Source organism: Catenulispora sp. GAS73, assembly GCF_041262085.1.
Lineage (GTDB): Bacteria > Actinomycetota > Actinomycetes > Streptomycetales > Catenulisporaceae > Catenulispora.
On record NZ_JBGCCM010000035.1, the window covers coordinates 70009 to 87295 of the forward strand.

Genomic DNA, 17287 nt, shown 5'->3' on the forward strand with positions numbered 1-17287 from the left:
CCGCACGTGCTCCTGCCTTTCCAGGCCGACCGCTCCGGGCGGATCGTCGGCGCGTTCACCGACGGCCAGGCGGACGTCCTGCGCTTCCTGCTCGCCGGGCAGCTCGCGCTGCTGGACGAGGAGGACCCGCTGGGCGAGGAGCCCGACTCGCTGGCCGCGGCCCTGGGCATCGCCGAAGGCCCGGTGAAGAAGCCGGACAACCCGGCGCTGGCGCGGCTGTTCCCGGACGCCTACGAGGGCGACCCCGACGAGGCCGGCGAGTTCCGCCGGCTCACCGAGCCCGATCTGCGCGATGGCAAGCGCGCCACGGCCCGGCAGGTGCTGGACGCGCTGCGCGACTACCAGCCCGGCGACGAGCTGGCCCTGGACGCCGAGCAGGCCCAGTCCTGGCTCGGCGCGGTCAACGACATCCGCCTGGTCCTCGCGGTCTGGCTGGAGATCGAGGACGACGACGACAACCCCTTCGACCGCATCGACGAACAGGACGACCGCTACGAGATAGTGGTCATGTACCACTGGCTCGGCGCGATGGTGGAATGGCTGGTCGAAGCCCTGATGGGCTGAGCGTTCCGGTATCCGGTCCCGTGCCGTCCGCGGGCCGGACCGCTGTGGCGAGTACCCGGCGCCACCCCGCACCGGGTGAAAGCTGGCGCAGGGCATTGAGTCGATTCCCGAGGTGTGCCAGCATCCTGCCTCATGACAGAGCCACTCGGCGTGGTGCCGTATACCCCTCGGAGGGTGCGGCCGCTCGGCCTGCTCGAGATCGACGACTGGCGGGTGAAGGTCCACGGGCTGTCCGCGACGCCCGGCGGGGACCTTGAGGAGGCGGCCCGGGAGGGCGCGCGCAAGGCTGCCGTGGAGGCGTTACCCCGCCCCGGCGTCGGGGGCGGGCGCTACGGGGTCGGATTCGTGATCGCGCACCGGTCGACGAACGCTTACTCGTACGTGGTCGGGTGGTGGTCGTACGGCTGCCTGCTGTCGACGGCCGCCTACTCGGCCCGGTTCTCCGAGCCGGCGGACATCGCGCGGGCGCCTTCGCGGCAGGCCGGCTGCGTGTGGGAGCTCGCGGTGATCGACCACGAGCGGCGGGCCTGGACCCGGACCATGCTGGGGACCAAGGCCGACGGTGACGTCGACGGGTATCTCGGGGCGGTGTTGTCCGGGAAGGTGTGACGTCGGCCGGCTGCGTCAGCATGCGATGACAACGGAACGGAGCGGGGCCCCTGGAATCCCAGGGGCCCCGCTCCGTTGTGACGCGATGGCGCGATCTGCTGCGATCTGCCGCGATCAGGCGCGGCGTACCGCTAGTTCGCCGAGCCGGACTTGCGCCGGGCGGCGATCAGCGCCCCGGCGCCGAGCGCCATGGCCCCGGCGCCGATCCCCGCGTAGTCCAGGACGTCCGTGCCGGTGTGCGGCAGCTGGCCGACCTCTTCGTGGTGGTGATGGTGCCGGTGCAGGTGCTCGTGGTGGTGATGGTGGTGCCCCGGCGGCGTCACCGGCGGGGGCGGAGGCGGCGGGAAGACCGGCGGCGGAGGCGGAGGCGGCGGGGGGAACACCGGCGGGGGCGGAGGCGGGAACACCGGCGGCGGGGGCGGGGGCGGCGGGAAGCAGTTCGGCGGCGGGGGCGGCGGGCACGGCGGGCCGGTGACACAGCTCGTGTCCTCGGTCCCGCTGTTCACGATGCCCGCGCCCACGGTGGTCCCGCAGACCTCGACCGGCGCGTTGACGCTGCCCTGCGCGACGGTGCCGGTGACGATCCCGGTCTCGCCGGTGGTGCTCGCGGCCGACGTCGTCGTCGGCGCGCCGGTGTTCACGCAGCTGTCGCCCTCGGCCGTGTCGTGGTACCCGCCGACCGCGGCCACGACGCCGCAGACCTCGGTCGGGATGTCGATCGGCAGCTGCGCGACGTTGCCGGTGGCCAGACCGTTGTTGCCGACGGCCCGGCCGTTGGCGGCCGCGCCGCCCGCGGTGTGGTTCACGCAGCGGTTGTCCAGCGCGGAGTTGAACACGCCGACCACGCTCACCGAGTCGCCGCAGGCGTCGATCGGGGCCTGGATCGGCACCTGCACGATGTTGCCGGTGACCGCGCCGGAGGAGTTCGCGGTCACGGCGCTCGCGCCGGAGCCCGCGGACTGCTGCGGCGTGCCGTACGCGTCCACCGAGCGGGCACGCATCGGGGCGTAGCCCTGCCCGCCGTGGTCACCGTGCTCGCCGCCGTTGACGCAGGTGGTGCCGGCGGCGGTGTCGTAGACCGCGACCACGTTGGCGGTGATCCCGCAGACGTTCAGCGGCGCGTCGACCGGGACCTGGACCACGTTCCCGCTCACCAGGCCGGGGGAGGAGGCGGCCACGGCGCGGGCGGTCGAGGAGGACTCGCCGCCGTTGTTGGCGCACAGGATGTCCTCGGCCGAGTCGTGTCCGCCGACCACGGTCGCGGTGTCGCCGCAGATGTTCGTCGGGAGCGAGACCGGGATCTGCACGACGTTGTCCGACAGCGCGCCCGGGTTCCCGGCCGCCACCGCGGCCGCCGAGCTGCTCGGCCCGCCGGCGGTGTCCGGGCCGTTGACACAGTGCTCGTCGGCGGCACTGTCGCCGCCGCCCAGCACGGTCGCGACCACGCCGCAGACGTTGACCGGGGCGTCGATCGGCACCTCGACGGTGTTGCCGGCCAGGAAGCCGCCGCCCCCGAGGTCGGCGGACTCCGCCTCGGCCGCCTGGGCCTCGGGACGGTCGCCGCCGGGGTGGGCCGGCCAGTGCGCGGTGGCTCCGGCGGCCTGGGGCGCCGGGGCGCTGTGCGGGGCCGTACCGGCGTGGTGCGGCGCGCCGGTGTGGTGGGGAGCCGCGGGGTGGTGCGGGGCCGCTGTGTGGTGCGGAGCGGCGCTGTGGTGCGGCGCGGCCGTGTGATGGGGGGCGGCCGTGTCGTGCGGTGCCGGGGCGTGGTGCGCCGGGGTGCTGTGGTGCGGCGCCGGAGCGTGGTGCGACTCCGCGCTGTGCGGCGATGTCGGAGCGTGCGTCGTCGGGGCGTGCGATGTCGGAGCGTGCGACGCGGCCGTGTGGTGCGGCGCGGCGGCGTGCGGCTCGGTGGCCTTGTGCCGCCCGGTGTACTGCTTGACCTTCGGCGCGCTGACCGGGATGGCCGCGTGGTGTGAAGAGTCGCCCGTCGGCTGGCTCTTCTTCGCGTGCTCGGGGTTCTCGGGGTGGTTCGAAACCGCCGAGACCGCGGGCGCGGCACCAGTGATCAGCAGGCCGCCGGTCGCGACCGCGAGCGCGAGCCCGCGCTTGGTCACGTCGTGCATGCCAGTCCTCATTCTTCTCAGGGGGGTCCGGGCCGACAAAGCCCGTCACCGCCACAAACGCCCCTCGCCCCGCCGCGTCACGCCGGTGTGGTCCGTGCGGATGAATAGTCGTTCTGTGCGATCTATCGCGGAGTTGCCTCAGAACGCGCAGGTCGGAGCGGCTGTACGAGCATCTGTGCGAGGCGGTTTGTAAGCACTGTGGCCGAGCGGGAGAATCGGGCCCCATGACGGCTGATCCGACAATCGATCCGGCACCGCTCTTTGGTCCGGTACAGATCCGCGAGCTGGCTCTGAGCACCGCGGTCGAGGCCAAGGGCGCGCTCTACACCCTCGGCGGCGACTACATGTCCTCCCAGGCGGCCCGCACCGCCGCCAAGGACCTGGGGATGAAGGGCTGGCCGTTCTACTTCGGCGGCCGGGTCGGGGTCCTCGGGCCGGTCGCCCCGGAGGTGGTGCACGCGGTCGTCGGGTTCTTCCCGGCCGAGCTGGCGGTGCGGAGCTGGGAGACGGCCCGCGACCCGAAGCAGAGCCCGCCGCTGGACCGCGTCGTGGACCGCTACCGCGACGTGCAGCGCATGTGGGCCGACGAGTTCCTGGCCGCGCTCCCGGAGGACGAGGCGCACGAGCTGGCCGACATGCTCCGGGAGATCGCCACCACCTCCGAGACCGGCCTGTCCCCGCTGGCCGCGGCCTGGGGCGCCATGCCCGAGCCGGCCTCGGCCCGGCACCGGGTGGTGCACTGGGCGATGGTGATGCGCGAGCAGCGCGGCGGGCTGCACATCACGGCCGTGCAGATGGCCGGTCTGGACCCGCTGGAGGCGATCGTCGCCGGGCCGCTCGGCGAGGCCGGGGCGAAGTTCTTCCGCTGGCCGGCGCCCTACCCCCAGCCGGACGACGCCACGCGCCTGTTCCGGGAGCAGGCCGAGGAGATCACCGACGAGCTGGCGTCCCGGGCCTACCGCGGGCTGACCCCGGAGGCGGCCGAGCGGCTGCTCGCGCTGCTGTCCCGGGCGGCTTACATGGCCAGCGGGGGCGGCGTGGCGAACGCGCTGGCCGCGAAGGAAGCGAAAGAAGCGTAGGAAGCCCAGGGGGTTCGGGACGGTGCCGAGGCGCGGTCCTGAGCCAGGCTCCGGCTCGGTCTGGGCCGCGGCTCAGCGGGGGTTCTGCCAGGGGCCGTCGGGGTGCAGCTCCGGCGGCAGCCACAGCTGCGGCTGCACCGTCCGGCACCGCAGGCCGCACCCGGGCTGCCACGGGAACAGCCCGTGGCTGTCCGGCCAGACCAGCTGCACGAACGGCGGAACCGCCCCGCGGTAGAACCCGACGGCGAACCCGAACAGCGTCGGGTACCAGCCGGGGTGCACGCGCTTGGCGACCACCGGCTGCGCGTCCAGGATCCCGTCGATCTCGATGTCGAGCCCGAACGGCTTGTTGTCGCGGATCAGCCGGCCGGCCCGGTTCACGCGCTGCTGCATGTCCGGCAGCAGCAGGCCGAACAGCGACACCTCGGGGGCGCGGTAGCTGTGCCACAGCCCCACCGAGAACGCCCATCCGGGGGTGCGGGTGCCGGGCATGATGCCGATCGAGGTCCAGCCGGTGCGCCGCACGTGCGCGGCCGCCTCGCCGAACCATCCGGGGACCAGCGCGCGGACCGCGTCCTCTTCCTCTGCCGGTTCGGGGCCCAGCCCGGACATGTCGTCGTCGGCGAACGCCTCGTTCTCGGCCGCGGTGAGGGTGTGGCTGACCGCGTTCTCGCTGTCGCAGATCACGCAGTGGCACGGCGGGATGTCGGCCGTCACGCGACGCCGGTCTTCGTGTTCGCCCGTCGGTTCCGCAGGACCGCCGTGGCCAGGACTCTCCGCCATGATGTTCACGATATGCGATGAGTGCATGAGAGTACCTATCCAGGACGCCCGGAGTTCACCTTTCGGACGAAAGGCTCTCCCACGGTGTTCGCCCGGTCACGCAGGGCGTACGCTCACGCGCCGCCGAGTGTCACGATCGCGTCGGTCAGGAACCCGGCGACCAGCCCGAGCATGATCCCGTACGAGGTCAGCTCCTTCAGCCCGGTCCGGCGCGCCACCGCCAGCAGCTCGATGATCACGTACAGGATCGACCCCGCGGCCAGCGACAGGAACGCGACCGCGGTCGGCGTCGAGGTGAACTGCTCGCCGACCAGCGTCCCGGCGAAGGTCGGCCCGCCGCCGATCAGCCCGAGCAGCCCCAGGTACCGCCACGACGGCCGCTCGCCGACCGCGGCCATCGGCGCCACGATCCCGAAGCCCTCGGTGGCGTTGTGCAGCCCGAAGCCGATGATCAGCATCACGGCCAGGCTGATCTCGCCGTCGGCCGCCGAGTTCCCGATCGCCAGGCCCTCGGCGAAGTTGTGCAGGCCGATGCCGATGGCGATCAGCATCGGCAGGCTCGCCAGCCGGGAGATCAGCGTGCGGCGGTTCCCGTCTCCGCTTCCCGTTCCGCTCCCGCTCCCGAGCTCCGCGGCCGACGCCGCGCCCGGACCGCGCGCCGCGTGCTTGGCGACCCACCGGTCGAAGCGCGTCAGCCCCAGGAACGCGACCCCGATGCAGGCGCCCATCAGCAGGCCGTAGCCGAGGGCGTCCCCGATCCGGTGCGGCTTGTCGCTGAGCGCGGAGTCGACCGGCGCCCAGGCGTGGCTGAGGACGTCGAACAGCAGGAACAGCAGGATCCCGATGGCGACCGCGTTCAGCAGCGCGCGCAGCCGGGGCAGCGGGGCGCGCAGCCGGCCGAGCGGCAGGCCGAGGTAGATCGTGAAGCCGGCGATCGCGCCGAGCAAGGCGATCTGGGACGAGGACATGGCAGCACCTTGATTCGTGGCCGGGGACGGTCCTGAGGGTGGGGACCGGCGTGCAGGCTAGCCTTGCCTGCTTTTCCGGGACAAGCCTGCCCGCACAGGATGACCGCTTTACGCCTTTTGCCGAATTGTGACCCTCGCCTCAGCGCTTCGCGGTCGCCTCGACTTCGGCGAAGCCCGGCCAGAACGCGTCGGCGAGCAGCACCGCGGTCTCGTGCGGCCCGATGCCCGAGCCGTCGCGCAGCCGCCAGCGCGCCACTCGTTCGCCGGCGCCGACCAGGCCGTGCGCCAGGATCGAGACGCGGGCCGGGGAAGCCGCGGGCAGCCAGCGGCCGATGACGTCCTCCAGGAGCTGCGTCTGCTGGCCGCGGATCGCCTCGATCGCCTCCTCGGCGGGCCCTGCGACGATCACCGACTCGTTGAGCAGCACCGCCCAGGCCCGGCCGTGCCGGTCGGCGAAGTCGAAGTACGCCTCCAGGCCGGCCTCCAGGACGGCGCGCGGTCCGTCCGGCTCGGCGGCGGAGACGGCGTCGATCGTCGCGGAGTGCAGGTCCGCGCGGATCCGGGCCACGCAGGCGAGCAGGAGCCCTTCCTTGGACGTGAAGTACTCGTACAGCATCGGCTTGGAGACCCCGACGCGCAGCGACACCTCGTCCATGGACGTGTTCTGGAACCCGCGCTCGGCGAAGACCTCCTCGGCGGCGGCCAGGATCTGCTGCTCGCGTTCGGCGCGGGGCACGCGCTTGCGGCGCGGGGCGTCGGTCATGGCAGCGAACTCTATCGACTTCCTTTCCTACTCTCAGTAAGCTACCCGCCGGTAGGGTGCCGCCGAGCAGGGACCGAGCAGGGACAGGGGCTGGGAAGCATGGCCGATCCGCGATTCCACACCGTCATCGCCTTCGACGGCGCCGAGCTGCACGTCGAGGAGGACGGCGCCGCCGGCGCGCCGGTCACGCTCGTGCTGGCGCACGGCTGGACGCTGTCCGCCCGGGCTTGGCGCGCCCAGGCCGCCGCGCTGGCGGACGCCGGAGACGTCCGGATCCTGCGGTACGACCAGCGCGGCCACGGCTCGTCGACGCAGGGCGGCGCGTGGCTGTCCGGTGTCTCCGGCGCCGGCGCCGAACGCTTCGGTCCGGGGCCGTCGGTGGACCAACTCGGCCAGGACCTGGCCGCGGTGCTGGACCAGCTGGTGCCGACCGGCCCCGTCGTGCTCGCCGGGCACTCGATGGGCGGCATGACCATCATGGCGCTCGCCGATCAGCGCCCCGATCTGTTCGCCGCCGGCGGCCGGGTGGCCGGTGTGCTGCTGACGAACACCTCCAGCGGCGGGCTCTCGCGGCTCACGCTCGGATTCCCCGAGATCGTCGCCAAGCCGGTGCGGAACTCGATCATCAAGACTCTGCGAAAGATCGCGGCCAAGCCGGGCAAGGCCGACGCGGTCCGCGCGAAGCAGTCCGCGGGCTCGCGGCTCGCGGTGGCGCAGACTCGCTGGCTGCTGTTCGGGCGCAAGGCGCCGCGCGCGGCGATCGTGGAGTGCAACGAGATCATCAAGACGTGTCCCAGCGCGACGCTGGCCGGCTTCTTCCCGGCGCTGATGACGCACGACAAGCGGGACGCGCTCAAGAGCCTCGGCGGTACCGAGGTCGAAGTCCTGGCGTCCGCGCGCGACCGGCTCACGCCAGTGGGGCACTCGCGGCGGATGGCCGAGGAGATCCCCGGCGCGCGGCTGACGGTGGTCCCCGGGACCGGGCACGTGTTGCCGATGGAGCGGCCGCAGGTCGCCACGGCGCTGTTGACGAAGCTGGTCGCGGCGGCGCGGGCCCGCGAGGAAAGTGCCGCGTGACGCGGATCGCCGCGGCGTAGGACCGGACCGATGGACCTGTCGCAGGTGTCGATCGGATCCGGAAAACCGGATGTGGGGGCTCACGAGTTCGGACGGTGAACGACGGCTCGGCCGTGTCGGACCGGACCTGTCGATGCCTGTTGATGCCTGTTGATGTACCCGAACGATCGCCGTCAGCCCCCTGAAGCGCGACCTCCAGCCCGGTGCGCGAACCGTACCTCCGCGCACCGCGCCAGAAGGCGTCTCCACCTCATCTCATAGACCGCGCCAGCCGCCGGAACGGCTCGGCGCGGTCAGCGCGTCCGGCCGGTCAGGCCGCTGCGCGCTCGCCGGTCGTCACCAGCACCGCGAGGACCGTCCGAGACGGGATCGACAGCTTGGCGAAGATGCGCGACAGGTGCGCCTCGACCGTCTTGGTGGACAGGCCGAGGGCGCGGGCGATCTGGCGGTTGGTGCGTCCGTCCCGGACGAGCCGGGCGATCTCCATCTCGCGCGCCGTGAGGCGGTCGAGCGAGGCGGACCGCTGGGTGCTGACGGTTGTGGTGCTCATTGGTGTTCCCCCCTGTTGTGATGGTTGTTGCTGACGCCCCGTGCGTGCGGCCTGCAGGTTCGGCGCCGGCCGCGGCGCTGGGAGGCGTCGGTGTTCACCGTCCGCGTGGTGCTTGCGAGCGGCGTGGGGCGTGGTCAGGCAGGGAGATTGTGGTGTCGGCGATCTTCGGGCGGGCCGCGTCAGCGACTCCGTCCGACCCCGTGCGCGCAGAAGGCTTCGGCGCGCACGGTTGAACCCACACGCCAGCCCCGGCATTTCGATCGGCCAAATCCGACACAAGGGTCGGCAGGCCAATCCCCCCATCCTGGCCCATGCACTGAACTATAGGGTGGCGCTTGAAAGCGCGGTAGGGGTTCTCCCATAACGGCCCTATTTCAGCAGGGCGAACTGGCGTAGGCCGCCGAGGAGCCTGCTCCCGACGCGCTGGCGACCGCGTCGATATAAGGGGACGTGCCTGGGCCTGTGCACATGCCGTGTACGTCCAGCTGCGGAGCGATGTCGTAGGACGTCTTGCCCGACAGGTTGAACGACTGGCTCTGCGCGCCGATCGACCCCGGCGAGCCCTGCGACGTGGTCCCGGCGAACGTCACCGTCACGGTCACCGATCCGGTCCCGTTCGTGGTCACGTGCACATGCGCGGTGTAGTTGAAACTGCCGGTCTGGTCCGGGGTCAGCGACGAGACGCTCAGGGAGCTGACACCGCCCGCGGCCGGCGGCGGCGCCTGGTGCGTCGTGGTCTGCGGCGGCGGCGGAGGCGCGGCCGAGCTGTGCGAGGCGGGCGCAGTGGTCTTCGGCGCGGTGCTCGGCGGCGGGCTCGACTTCGGCGGCGCCGGCGTGGACGGGGTCGAGGACGGCGCGGGGGAGCCGGTCTCGGTCGGCGCCGTCACCGCACCGGGGACGGCGGAACCCGGAGAGCCGCTGCTGCTGCTGGCGGCGGTGGAGCTGCTGGCGCTCGTCGCAGGGGGCGTGGACGCGGTCTTGGTGGCGGAGTTCTTGTGAGTGGCCGCCACGAAAACCACGACGCAGGCCGCTGCGGCCACCACGGCCGCCAGCGCGTACCGGATGATGCGCCCGCGATCGACCGGCTCGACCGGCTCCGTCATCGGGAACACCGGCGGGGGCAGATCACTGCCGGGCTGGAAGTTCTCGAACTCGTCGCGGCCGGAGTCTCCGAACGCGCCGAACGCGCCGGAGTCGCCGGAGTGGCTTGAGCCGCCGGGCCCGCTGGGCCCGCCAGGCCCGCCGACGCGGCTGGAACCGATTGCCGCGGATCCCATGGCGGCGCCGGCCATGGCGGCTGTGGCGGGGACGGAGGCGCCCGCACCCCGGCTGGATTCCGATCCCGACGCCCGGCCCGGCGTCGTGCCTGAGCCCGCCCCGGGGCCCGGTTTCGGAACCGACTTCGGAGCCGGCGGATCGGGACGGAACAGAGGCCGTGTCAGCTCTTCGGCGCCTGTTCCGAGCGCGGCAGGACCGACCGGAGCCAGTGAGACGTGTGTCGAGTCGGCGTCGCTCTCAGCGGCGCGGCCACCGCCGGTCGGCCCCGGGTTCGGCGGCGTGCGGGGCACGCGAGGCGCCTCGGCGTCGCCGACGAGGCTGACGACCGGGGCGCGCGTACCGCGCGGACGGTCGGCCTCTGCCGGACCGCTGTTCGGCGGCGTGCGGGGTATCTGCAGGATGTCCGCGCCGACTCCGGTGTCGGCTTCCGCGTCGGCTTTGGTGGCGGCTTTGGTGTCTGCTTTGGTATCGGCGTCGACCGGGCCCTGATTCGGCGGCGTCCGGGGGACGCGCGGCAGGGCCGCCTCGGAGGCCTCCGCAGCGATGTCGTCGAAGCCGAGCGGCCGGCTGTCCACCGGCGGCCGCTGGATGCGCGTGGTGTCGGGGTCGTCCGAGACGGTGACCTTGATCGCACCGGTACCAGGTCCCTGATTCGGCGGAGTCCTGGGCACGGGTGGCAGCTCGTCGCGCACGTTGGCAACCGGCACGTCCGCGACCGGGGGGACTGGCGCGACCGGGGTGACCGGGACGACGGGCTCGGACGTCGTCGGAGCTGTCGACTCCGCGAAGCCCTCGGCACCGGCGAGACCGGCACCGGCGACACCGGCACCAGCAACGCCGGCTCCGGCGGGGATACCGCCGTCGTCGGCGGGAATCGGCGTCGCCTTCGCTATGTGCGTCTCGTCCGCCGACCCGCTCGGTTCGGGCTCCTCGGCGCGCATGCCGGGGGCGTCGTGGGTACTCGGCGCGTCCAGGGATCCGGGGGCGCCGGCCATGTCCATCAGCGCCGCGTCCATCAAGGCCGCGCCGGGCCCGCGCAGCGGCGTGATCCGCGCCGTGTGCTCCTCGCCGAGGCGCTCGGCCTGCTCCGAGTCGTCCCGGGCGTGCCGCGCGGGGGAGTGGGTCTCTACGGGCTCTTCGACGCTCGGCGCCGGCGGCTGCTCGGTCTCCGCCTCGGCTTCGGGCGCCGCGCCCTTGCCGCGCCGCAGCTGCGTGACCGAGGCGATCCGGGTCACCGGGGCCGTGCCCTCGACCATCTCCAGGGTGCGCAGGCGTTGTGCGTCCAGCCGCTTGACCCAGTCCGCGTAACCGTCGGCGGACCAGGAGGGCCAGGACTGGGCCGACTTGCCCTCCAGCCTCGGCAGCCACCACGAGGCGAAGTACTGCGCGTCCACCGCCAGCTGCTCGACCGCCGGCAGCCACTCCAGATCGCGGCGGCGTCCGCCGCGGGGGGCCTGCGCCAGCTTGGACAGCACCGGTCGCAGCCGGACGGCCAGGTCCCGGGCCTCACGCGCGGTCTGAGTCGCCTCCTGCGGGTTGGTGGCGGGGTGCCATTCGGTGCCGGCCAGAATGCCGGTCACCAGCGTCCGTGTGCCGCCACGCCCCCGTTCGTCTCCCCTGTCAGGCATGGCTACGAACGTATCTGTTTTGGATGTTCGAGTACAGATACCAGATTAAGAACCTTTAGAACCCCGCGGCCTTCTAGAAGTCCTTGATCAGCTTGGCCAGGGCCTCGGCGGTGAGGGCCGGGGTCAGCGCGGTGACGCTGATGCGCTCGATGACCTGTAGGTACACGTCGACGTCATCGCGTTTGTCCAGGTAGAGGGCGCCTGCGAGGTGCTCCAGGTAGACCACGTCCGGCAGGTCCGGCTCGGCGAAGCGCAGGATGGTGAACGCTCCGGCCTCGGCGGCGTGCGCGCCGGACTGGAAGGGCAGGACCTGCACCGTGACGTTCGGCCGCTCCATCATCTCCAGCAGGTGGGACAACTGCTGGCGCATGATCTCCGGGCTGCCGACCGGGCGGCGCAGCGCGGCCTCGTCGACCACGGCCCACAGCCGCGGCGCCTCCTGCTCGCGCAGCAGCACGTTCTGGCGCTCCAGCCGGACCTGGACGCGGCGCTCGGAGTCGCTGTCGTACACGCCGCCGCCGCGGCCGGCCATCACAGCGCGCATGTAGTCGGGCGTCTGAAGCAGGCCCGGTATGTACTGCACCTCGTAGGTGCGGATCAGCGAGGCCGACTCCTCCAGGCCGATGTAGCCGGCGAACCAGCTCGGCAGGACGTCGTGGTAGCCGTGCCACCAGGTGGTCGCGTTCGCGGCCTTGGCCATCGACAGGAACGGTTCGCGCGCGCCGGGGTCGGTGACGCCGTAGAGCGTCAGCAGATCCTCCACGTCGCGCATCTTGAAGCCCACGCGGCCCAGTTCCAGGCGGCTGATCTTGGACTCGGACGAGCGGATCTCCCAGCCCGCGGTCTCCCGGGTGATCGCGGCGGCCTCGCGCAGCCGTCGCAGTTGCGAGCCGAGCATGATCCGGCGCACCGTCGCGCCGCCCGAGCGCGGCGGCTCGGACTCGGGATCAGCGGTGTGGGGCCCACTCATTGCTTCCTCGCTCCATCTGAGGCCCGACCCCGTAAATCGCAGGTGCCGGGCGGTGGATCAGCTGCCGATTGTGCCACTCGGGCGTCCGCTTGTGAACACCGCGAGCCTAGGTGGTCCAGTCGGTCCGGACACCCGGGAGCGTGCCACAGGACCCTGAATCATTTCGTCAAAGTCTTTGCCCATCCGAGACCCTGCGCGCGCCGTCTACGCTGTAGCATGCACGTGCATCCGCCTTATGCATAGGAAAACTCTGCGATTGCATGTGCCGCCGCCACAGCGGCCGGCACCTGACGGGAGACCCGATGGTCGCGTCTGGTTACGCCTACTCCCTGCTCCATGCCGACCTGCCGGTCTGCATCGGGTACCAGGCCGTGGGGCGCAGCGTGTCGACGCGGCATTGCGTGCTCCCGGCCCGCGCCGAGTCGGTCTCGGCGGCCCGGCGGTTCGTCCGGGACGTCGCCGAGGACTGGCGCGGACAACCTGAGAGATTCGCCACACTGCTGGAGAATCTGGGCATCGTGGTCTCCGAACTCGTGACCAACGCGCTCGTGCACGCCTATGAAGCGGTGCTGCCGGACCGGGTGCGGGACGAGTCCGATCTGATATCGCTGTGTCTGGTCCACGAACCCTGTGACACCGGGGCCGGCGAGGCCGGCGTGGAGCGGGTGCTCTTCGCCGTCGCCGATCCCTCGGCCGCCTCGCCGGTGGCACCGACGCCGGCCCGGGCGGCCGACGGGTTATGGGGCCTGGACGAGTCGGGGCGGGGCATGTATCTCGTGGAGGCGCTGGCCGACGACTGGGGCTGGCGCCGTTTCCGTGCGCCCGGGGCGGCCGAGCCGTCCGGGAAAGTCGTCTGGGCACTGTTCGAACTCGTCTGTTGAAGGTGCTCGCCCGCTGACGGTGAATGGGGCGTTTCCGCCCGGCTTCGTCCAGGGGTTCACACCGGGCCTCATCCACGGGTTCAATCAAGGATTTCCATCGGCTTGACGGCCTCGTCGCTGACGGCTGTCAACCGACGGCGAGAGCTGTGACGCAGTAACCGCTTTCCGTGTTCGCACTAACGAACGGTCCGCACCCGGTCACGGCCGGCACACGGCCGATTTGGTTGGCGATCACAGGGCTCGAATGTATATCGATCTGGTATCGAAGCCGCGGCGAACGCATGCCTTGAACCTGCGGGGAGAACCTTTACCCGCTCTTTGAACGTTTCACACTCGAAACCTCTGCGCGTGCGCCAGCAAGACCGCTAGCATCCGTTTACTGCCATGCATCAGCGAATGCTGATTCCAGCGCGGATGCACGTGCAGTGGATCAACCCTTCCCACCGTACATGTAAGGGGAAAACGACAATGAGCGAGTTCGAGGTCTACAACGGCATGCCGGCCACCAAGGTCGCCGCCGCGTGGCGCAAGAGCAGCTACTCCAACTCGCAGGGCAACTGCGTGGAGTTCGCAGGGCTCGGGGACGGTTCCGTGGCGATGCGCAACTCGCGCGACCCGCACGGCCCGGCCCTGCTGTACACCCGGGCCGAGATCGAGGCCATGATCAACGGGATCAAGGACGGCGAGTTCGACGACCTGCTCGGCTGAGGCCGGCGGGAGCTGCGCGATAGATAGTGGTATCCGCTTCCGGACTCCGACGCCCGCCCCCTTGGCCTCGCACCTTGTCGGCGCGATGATGCAGGGATGGCTGGCTGGACCGGAAGCGGCGTGGAGCCGCGGACGGCCGCCGAGATCGCGGCGGCCGTCCGTCAAGGCAAGAGCAGTGTGCGCGGCGCCGTCCAGGAGGCCCTGGACCGCATAGCCGCCGCGGACCCCCGGATCGGGGCGTTCCGCAAAGTCCGGCAGGACGCGGCGCTGGCCGAGGCCGACGAGCTGGCCGGCTGGCCCGATCTGGCCGAGTTGCCGCTGGCCGGGGTGCCGGTCGCGGTGAAGGACAACGTGCCGGTCGCCGACGAGCAGTGCCGGAACGGCACCGCGGCGACCGCGGACCGGCCGCCGCAGCCCGAGGACCACCCGGTGGTGGCGCGACTGCGGGCCGCCGGCGCGATCGTGGTCGGCCTCACTCACACCCCGGAACTGTCGCTGGTCGCGATGACCGACAGTGCGCTGGGTATGGCGCGCAATCCCTGGGACCTGACACGGACGCCGGGCGGCTCGTCCGGCGGTGCGGCCGCGGCGGTGGCCGCCGGGCTGGTGCCGATCGCGCACGGGAACGACGGGCTGGGCTCGATCCGCGGCCCGGCGGCGTGCTGCGGGTTGTTCGGCCTCAAGCCCGGATACGGGACCGTGCCCTCGGAGCTCGGGCGGAACTCGTGGTGGGGCCTGTCGGAGAACGGTCCGCTGGCCACGACGGTCGAGGACGCGGCGTTGATGCTGTCGGTGATGGCCGACGCTCCTGAGCTTGCCGAGGCCGTGAATTCGCGGCCGTCGGATTTGAGGATCGCGGTCTCCGCGGCGCCGCCCTCGGTCGGCTACCGCGTCGACCGTGAGCACAAGGACGCCGTCGAAGGTGTGGCCGGGCTGCTCGAATCAGCCGGGCACACGATCGTCGAGGCGCCGCGCTATCCCGCCTACCTCGGGCCCGGTGCGGTGCTGACCTGGTACGCGGCCGCCGCGTTGGACGCCGAGGAGTACGACCGGCGGTCGCTGGAGCGCCGCACGCGGCGCATGGCGTCGGCCGGCCGGACGCTGGCGAAGGCCGGCCTGACCGGGGCCCGGACCCGGCGGCGCTGGCGGGACACCGGAGCCGAGCGCTTCCTGGGCGACGCCGACGTCGTGCTCACGCCCACGCTGCTCAGGCCGCCGCCCTCGGCCCTGCGGTGGGGACGGCGCGGGCTGCTGGCCAACGCGGTCGCCAACACCTCTTATGCGGGGCTTTGCCCGCCGTGGAGCCTGGCCGGCTGGCCGGCGATGAACGTCCCGGCCGGGACGCACAGCTGCGGGATGCCGATCGGGGTGCAGTTCGCCGCGCGGCCCGGGCGGGAGGCACTGCTGCTGGGGCTCGCGGCGCACATCGAGGCGGTGCGGCCGTGGCCGCGGACGGCGCCGGCGGGGGTGGTGGGCGGCTGATGCCGCGCTGAGCGTGGGGCTGATTTTGCGATTGACCTCGCGGCGGCGCGTGATTTCCGCGATCACCGTCGTGACCTGAGCAGTCACGCGGTCCCGATAGACTTGACCGCATCATGGAGCAGCCTGCCGACACCGTCCTTGTCATCGACTTCGGCGCCCAGTACGCGCAGCTCATCGCGCGCCGGGTCCGCGAAGCCCACGTCTACAGCGAGATCGTGCCGCACACCGCGACGGTGGCCGAGATCCTCGCCAAGAAGCCCAAGGCGGTGATCCTCTCCGGCGGGCCGTCCTCGGTCTACGCCGACGGCGCGCCGAACGTCGGCGCGGAGCTGTTCCGCGCCGGGGTGCCGACCCTCGGCATCTGCTACGGCTTCCAGGCGATGGCCCGGGCCCTGGGCGGCGTTGTCGAGCAGACCGGCGGCCGGGAGTACGGCCGCACCTCGCTGGAGGTCACCGACACCGACTCCACGCTCTTCAGCGGCTCGCAGGCCGAGCAGCCGGTGTGGATGTCGCACGGCGACGCGGTCACGGCCGCCCCCGAGGGCTTCCGGGTGACCGGCACCACGGCCAAGACCCCGGTCGCGGCGTTCGAGGACGACGAGAAGCGGCTGTACGGCGTCCAGCACCACCCCGAGGTGCTGCACTCGCAGTTCGGGCAGCTGCTGCTGGAGAACTTCCTCTACAAGGGCGCCGGCATCGAGCCGGACTGGACCACCGGCAACATCGTCGAGGAGCAGGTCGCGGCGATCCGCGAGCAGGTCGGCAGCAAGCGCGCGATCTGCGGCCTGTCCGGCGGAGTGGACTCCGCGGTGGCCGCCGCGATCGTGCAGAAGGCGATCGGCGAGCAGCTGACCTGTGTGTTCGTCGACCACGGCCTGCTGCGCAAGGGCGAGGCCGAGCAGGTCGAGAAGGACTTCGTCGCGGCCACCGGCGTACAGCTGAAGGTCGTCGACGCCGAGGAGCGCTTCCTGTCGGCGCTGGCCGGGGTGTCCGACCCGGAGGAGAAGCGCAAGATCATCGGCCGCGAGTTCATCCGGGTCTTCGAGCAGGCCGAGCGGGAGATCGTCGAGCAGTCGGCGGATGCCGGCGAGCCGGTGAAGTTCCTGGTGCAGGGCACGCTTTACCCGGACGTCGTGGAGTCCGGCGGCGGCAGCGGCACCGCGAACATCAAGAGCCACCACAACGTCGGCGGCCTGCCGGAGGACCTGCAGTTCGAGCTGATCGAGCCGCTGCGCAAGCTGTTCAAGGACGAGGTCCGCCAGGTCGGCCGCGAGCTCGGCCTGCCCGAGGCGATCGTCGGCCGCCAGCCCTTCCCGGGCCCCGGCCTGGGCATCCGCATCGTCGGCGAGGTCACCAAGCCGCGCCTGGACCTGCTCCGCGAGGCCGACGCCATCGCCCGCGAGGAGCTGACCGCGGCCGGCCTGGACGGCGAGATCTGGCAGTGCCCGGTGGTGCTGCTGGCCGACGTGCGCTCGGTCGGCGTGCAGGGCGACGGCCGCACCTACGGCCACCCGATCGTGCTGCGCCCGGTCTCCAGCGAGGACGCGATGACCGCCGACTGGTCGCGCCTGCCCTACGAGGTGCTGGCCCGGATCTCGACGCGGATCACCAACGAGGTCGCCGACGTCAACCGGGTGGTGCTGGACGTGACCAGCAAGCCGCCGGGGACGATCGAGTGGGAGTAGGCGCCGCGGTCGCCGGTGCGGCCGTGGCGCTGGAGGGCCGGGTCTTCGGACCCGGCTTTTCCGTGTGCTGAGCCTTGTGCTGAGCCTTTTTGCGCGCGTCGGATCGCGCGTTGAGCCATGCGTTGAGCCTTGTTTGCCC

General features: G+C 72.0%; 15 protein-coding genes. 8 read left to right on the forward strand and 7 right to left on the reverse strand.

Annotated elements, in window-relative coordinates; translation table 11 throughout:
• Positions 1-6: 6 nt before the first annotated feature.
• Both ABH935_RS39310 and ABH935_RS39315 read left to right on the forward strand, forming a co-directional pair.
• Positions 7-564, forward strand: coding sequence for a DUF2017 domain-containing protein (locus ABH935_RS39310; RefSeq protein WP_370383063.1), 558 nt, complete (start codon positions 7-9; stop codon positions 562-564).
• Between the two features lie 132 nt (positions 565-696).
• Positions 697-1173, forward strand: coding sequence for a hypothetical protein (locus ABH935_RS39315; protein WP_370383064.1), 477 nt, complete (start codon positions 697-699; stop codon positions 1171-1173).
• Between the two features lie 131 nt (positions 1174-1304).
• Here ABH935_RS39315 and ABH935_RS39320 read toward each other — a convergent pair whose 3' ends face one another.
• Complete coding sequence (locus ABH935_RS39320) at positions 1305-3296, reverse strand: chaplin family protein (RefSeq protein ID WP_370383065.1); 1992 nt, start codon at positions 3294-3296, stop codon at positions 1305-1307.
• 224 nt (positions 3297-3520) lie between these two features.
• On the opposite strand from ABH935_RS39320, the gene ABH935_RS39325 reads away from it, so the two are divergent.
• Positions 3521-4375, forward strand: a complete 855-nt coding sequence (locus ABH935_RS39325) for a hypothetical protein (protein WP_370383066.1) — start codon at positions 3521-3523, stop codon at positions 4373-4375.
• Between the two features lie 72 nt (positions 4376-4447).
• Here ABH935_RS39325 and ABH935_RS39330 read toward each other — a convergent pair whose 3' ends face one another.
• The 3 genes from ABH935_RS39330 to ABH935_RS39340 all read right to left on the reverse strand — a co-directional run bounded on the left by ABH935_RS39330 (position 4448) and on the right by ABH935_RS39340 (position 6889).
• Positions 4448-5158 carry a DUF4262 domain-containing protein gene (locus tag ABH935_RS39330; protein WP_370383067.1) on the reverse strand — a complete coding sequence of 237 codons (711 nt, stop codon included), beginning with the start codon at positions 5156-5158 and terminating at the stop codon, positions 4448-4450.
• A 113-nt stretch (positions 5159-5271) separates the two neighbouring features.
• The gene (locus tag ABH935_RS39335) at positions 5272-6126 is read right to left on the reverse strand and encodes a ZIP family metal transporter (protein WP_370383068.1); all 855 of its coding nucleotides are present in this window, start codon (positions 6124-6126) and stop codon (positions 5272-5274) included.
• A gap of 139 nt (positions 6127-6265) precedes the next feature.
• Complete coding sequence (locus ABH935_RS39340; protein ID WP_370383069.1) at positions 6266-6889, reverse strand: TetR/AcrR family transcriptional regulator; 624 nt, start codon at positions 6887-6889, stop codon at positions 6266-6268.
• Between the two features lie 99 nt (positions 6890-6988).
• Between ABH935_RS39340 and ABH935_RS39345 the strand changes: the two genes are divergently transcribed.
• Positions 6989-7966: an alpha/beta fold hydrolase gene (locus ABH935_RS39345; RefSeq protein ID WP_370383070.1), complete on the forward strand. Its 978-nt coding sequence runs from the start codon at positions 6989-6991 to the stop codon at positions 7964-7966.
• 310 nt (positions 7967-8276) lie between these two features.
• Here the strand turns inward: ABH935_RS39345 and ABH935_RS39350 are convergent, their stop codons facing one another.
• The 3 genes from ABH935_RS39350 to ABH935_RS39360 form a co-directional block, all read right to left on the reverse strand.
• A complete protein-coding gene (locus ABH935_RS39350; RefSeq protein WP_370383071.1) occupies positions 8277-8516 on the reverse strand; it encodes a response regulator transcription factor in 240 nt (79 codons plus the stop codon).
• 374 nt (positions 8517-8890) lie between these two features.
• The gene (locus ABH935_RS39355) at positions 8891-11422 is read right to left on the reverse strand and encodes a hypothetical protein (protein WP_370383072.1); all 2532 of its coding nucleotides are present in this window, start codon (positions 11420-11422) and stop codon (positions 8891-8893) included.
• Positions 11423-11495: 73 nt separating this feature from the next.
• Positions 11496-12392, reverse strand: coding sequence for a helix-turn-helix domain-containing protein (locus ABH935_RS39360; RefSeq protein ID WP_370348970.1), 897 nt, complete (start codon positions 12390-12392; stop codon positions 11496-11498).
• A 302-nt stretch (positions 12393-12694) separates the two neighbouring features.
• Between ABH935_RS39360 and ABH935_RS39365 the strand changes: the two genes are divergently transcribed.
• The 4 genes from ABH935_RS39365 (at position 12695) to guaA (ending at position 17148) form a co-directional block, all read left to right on the forward strand.
• Positions 12695-13273, forward strand: coding sequence for an ATP-binding protein (locus ABH935_RS39365; protein WP_370383073.1), 579 nt, complete (start codon positions 12695-12697; stop codon positions 13271-13273).
• A gap of 468 nt (positions 13274-13741) precedes the next feature.
• Positions 13742-13981 (forward strand): DUF397 domain-containing protein, encoded by a 240-nt coding sequence (locus tag ABH935_RS39370; protein ID WP_370348969.1) that lies wholly within the window; start codon positions 13742-13744, stop codon positions 13979-13981.
• A 96-nt stretch (positions 13982-14077) separates the two neighbouring features.
• Positions 14078-15463: an amidase gene (locus ABH935_RS39375; protein ID WP_370383074.1), complete on the forward strand. Its 1386-nt coding sequence runs from the start codon at positions 14078-14080 to the stop codon at positions 15461-15463.
• A 113-nt stretch (positions 15464-15576) separates the two neighbouring features.
• A complete protein-coding gene (gene guaA, locus ABH935_RS39380; protein WP_370383075.1) occupies positions 15577-17148 on the forward strand; it encodes a glutamine-hydrolyzing GMP synthase in 1572 nt (523 codons plus the stop codon).
• Positions 17149-17287 lie beyond the last annotated feature (139 nt).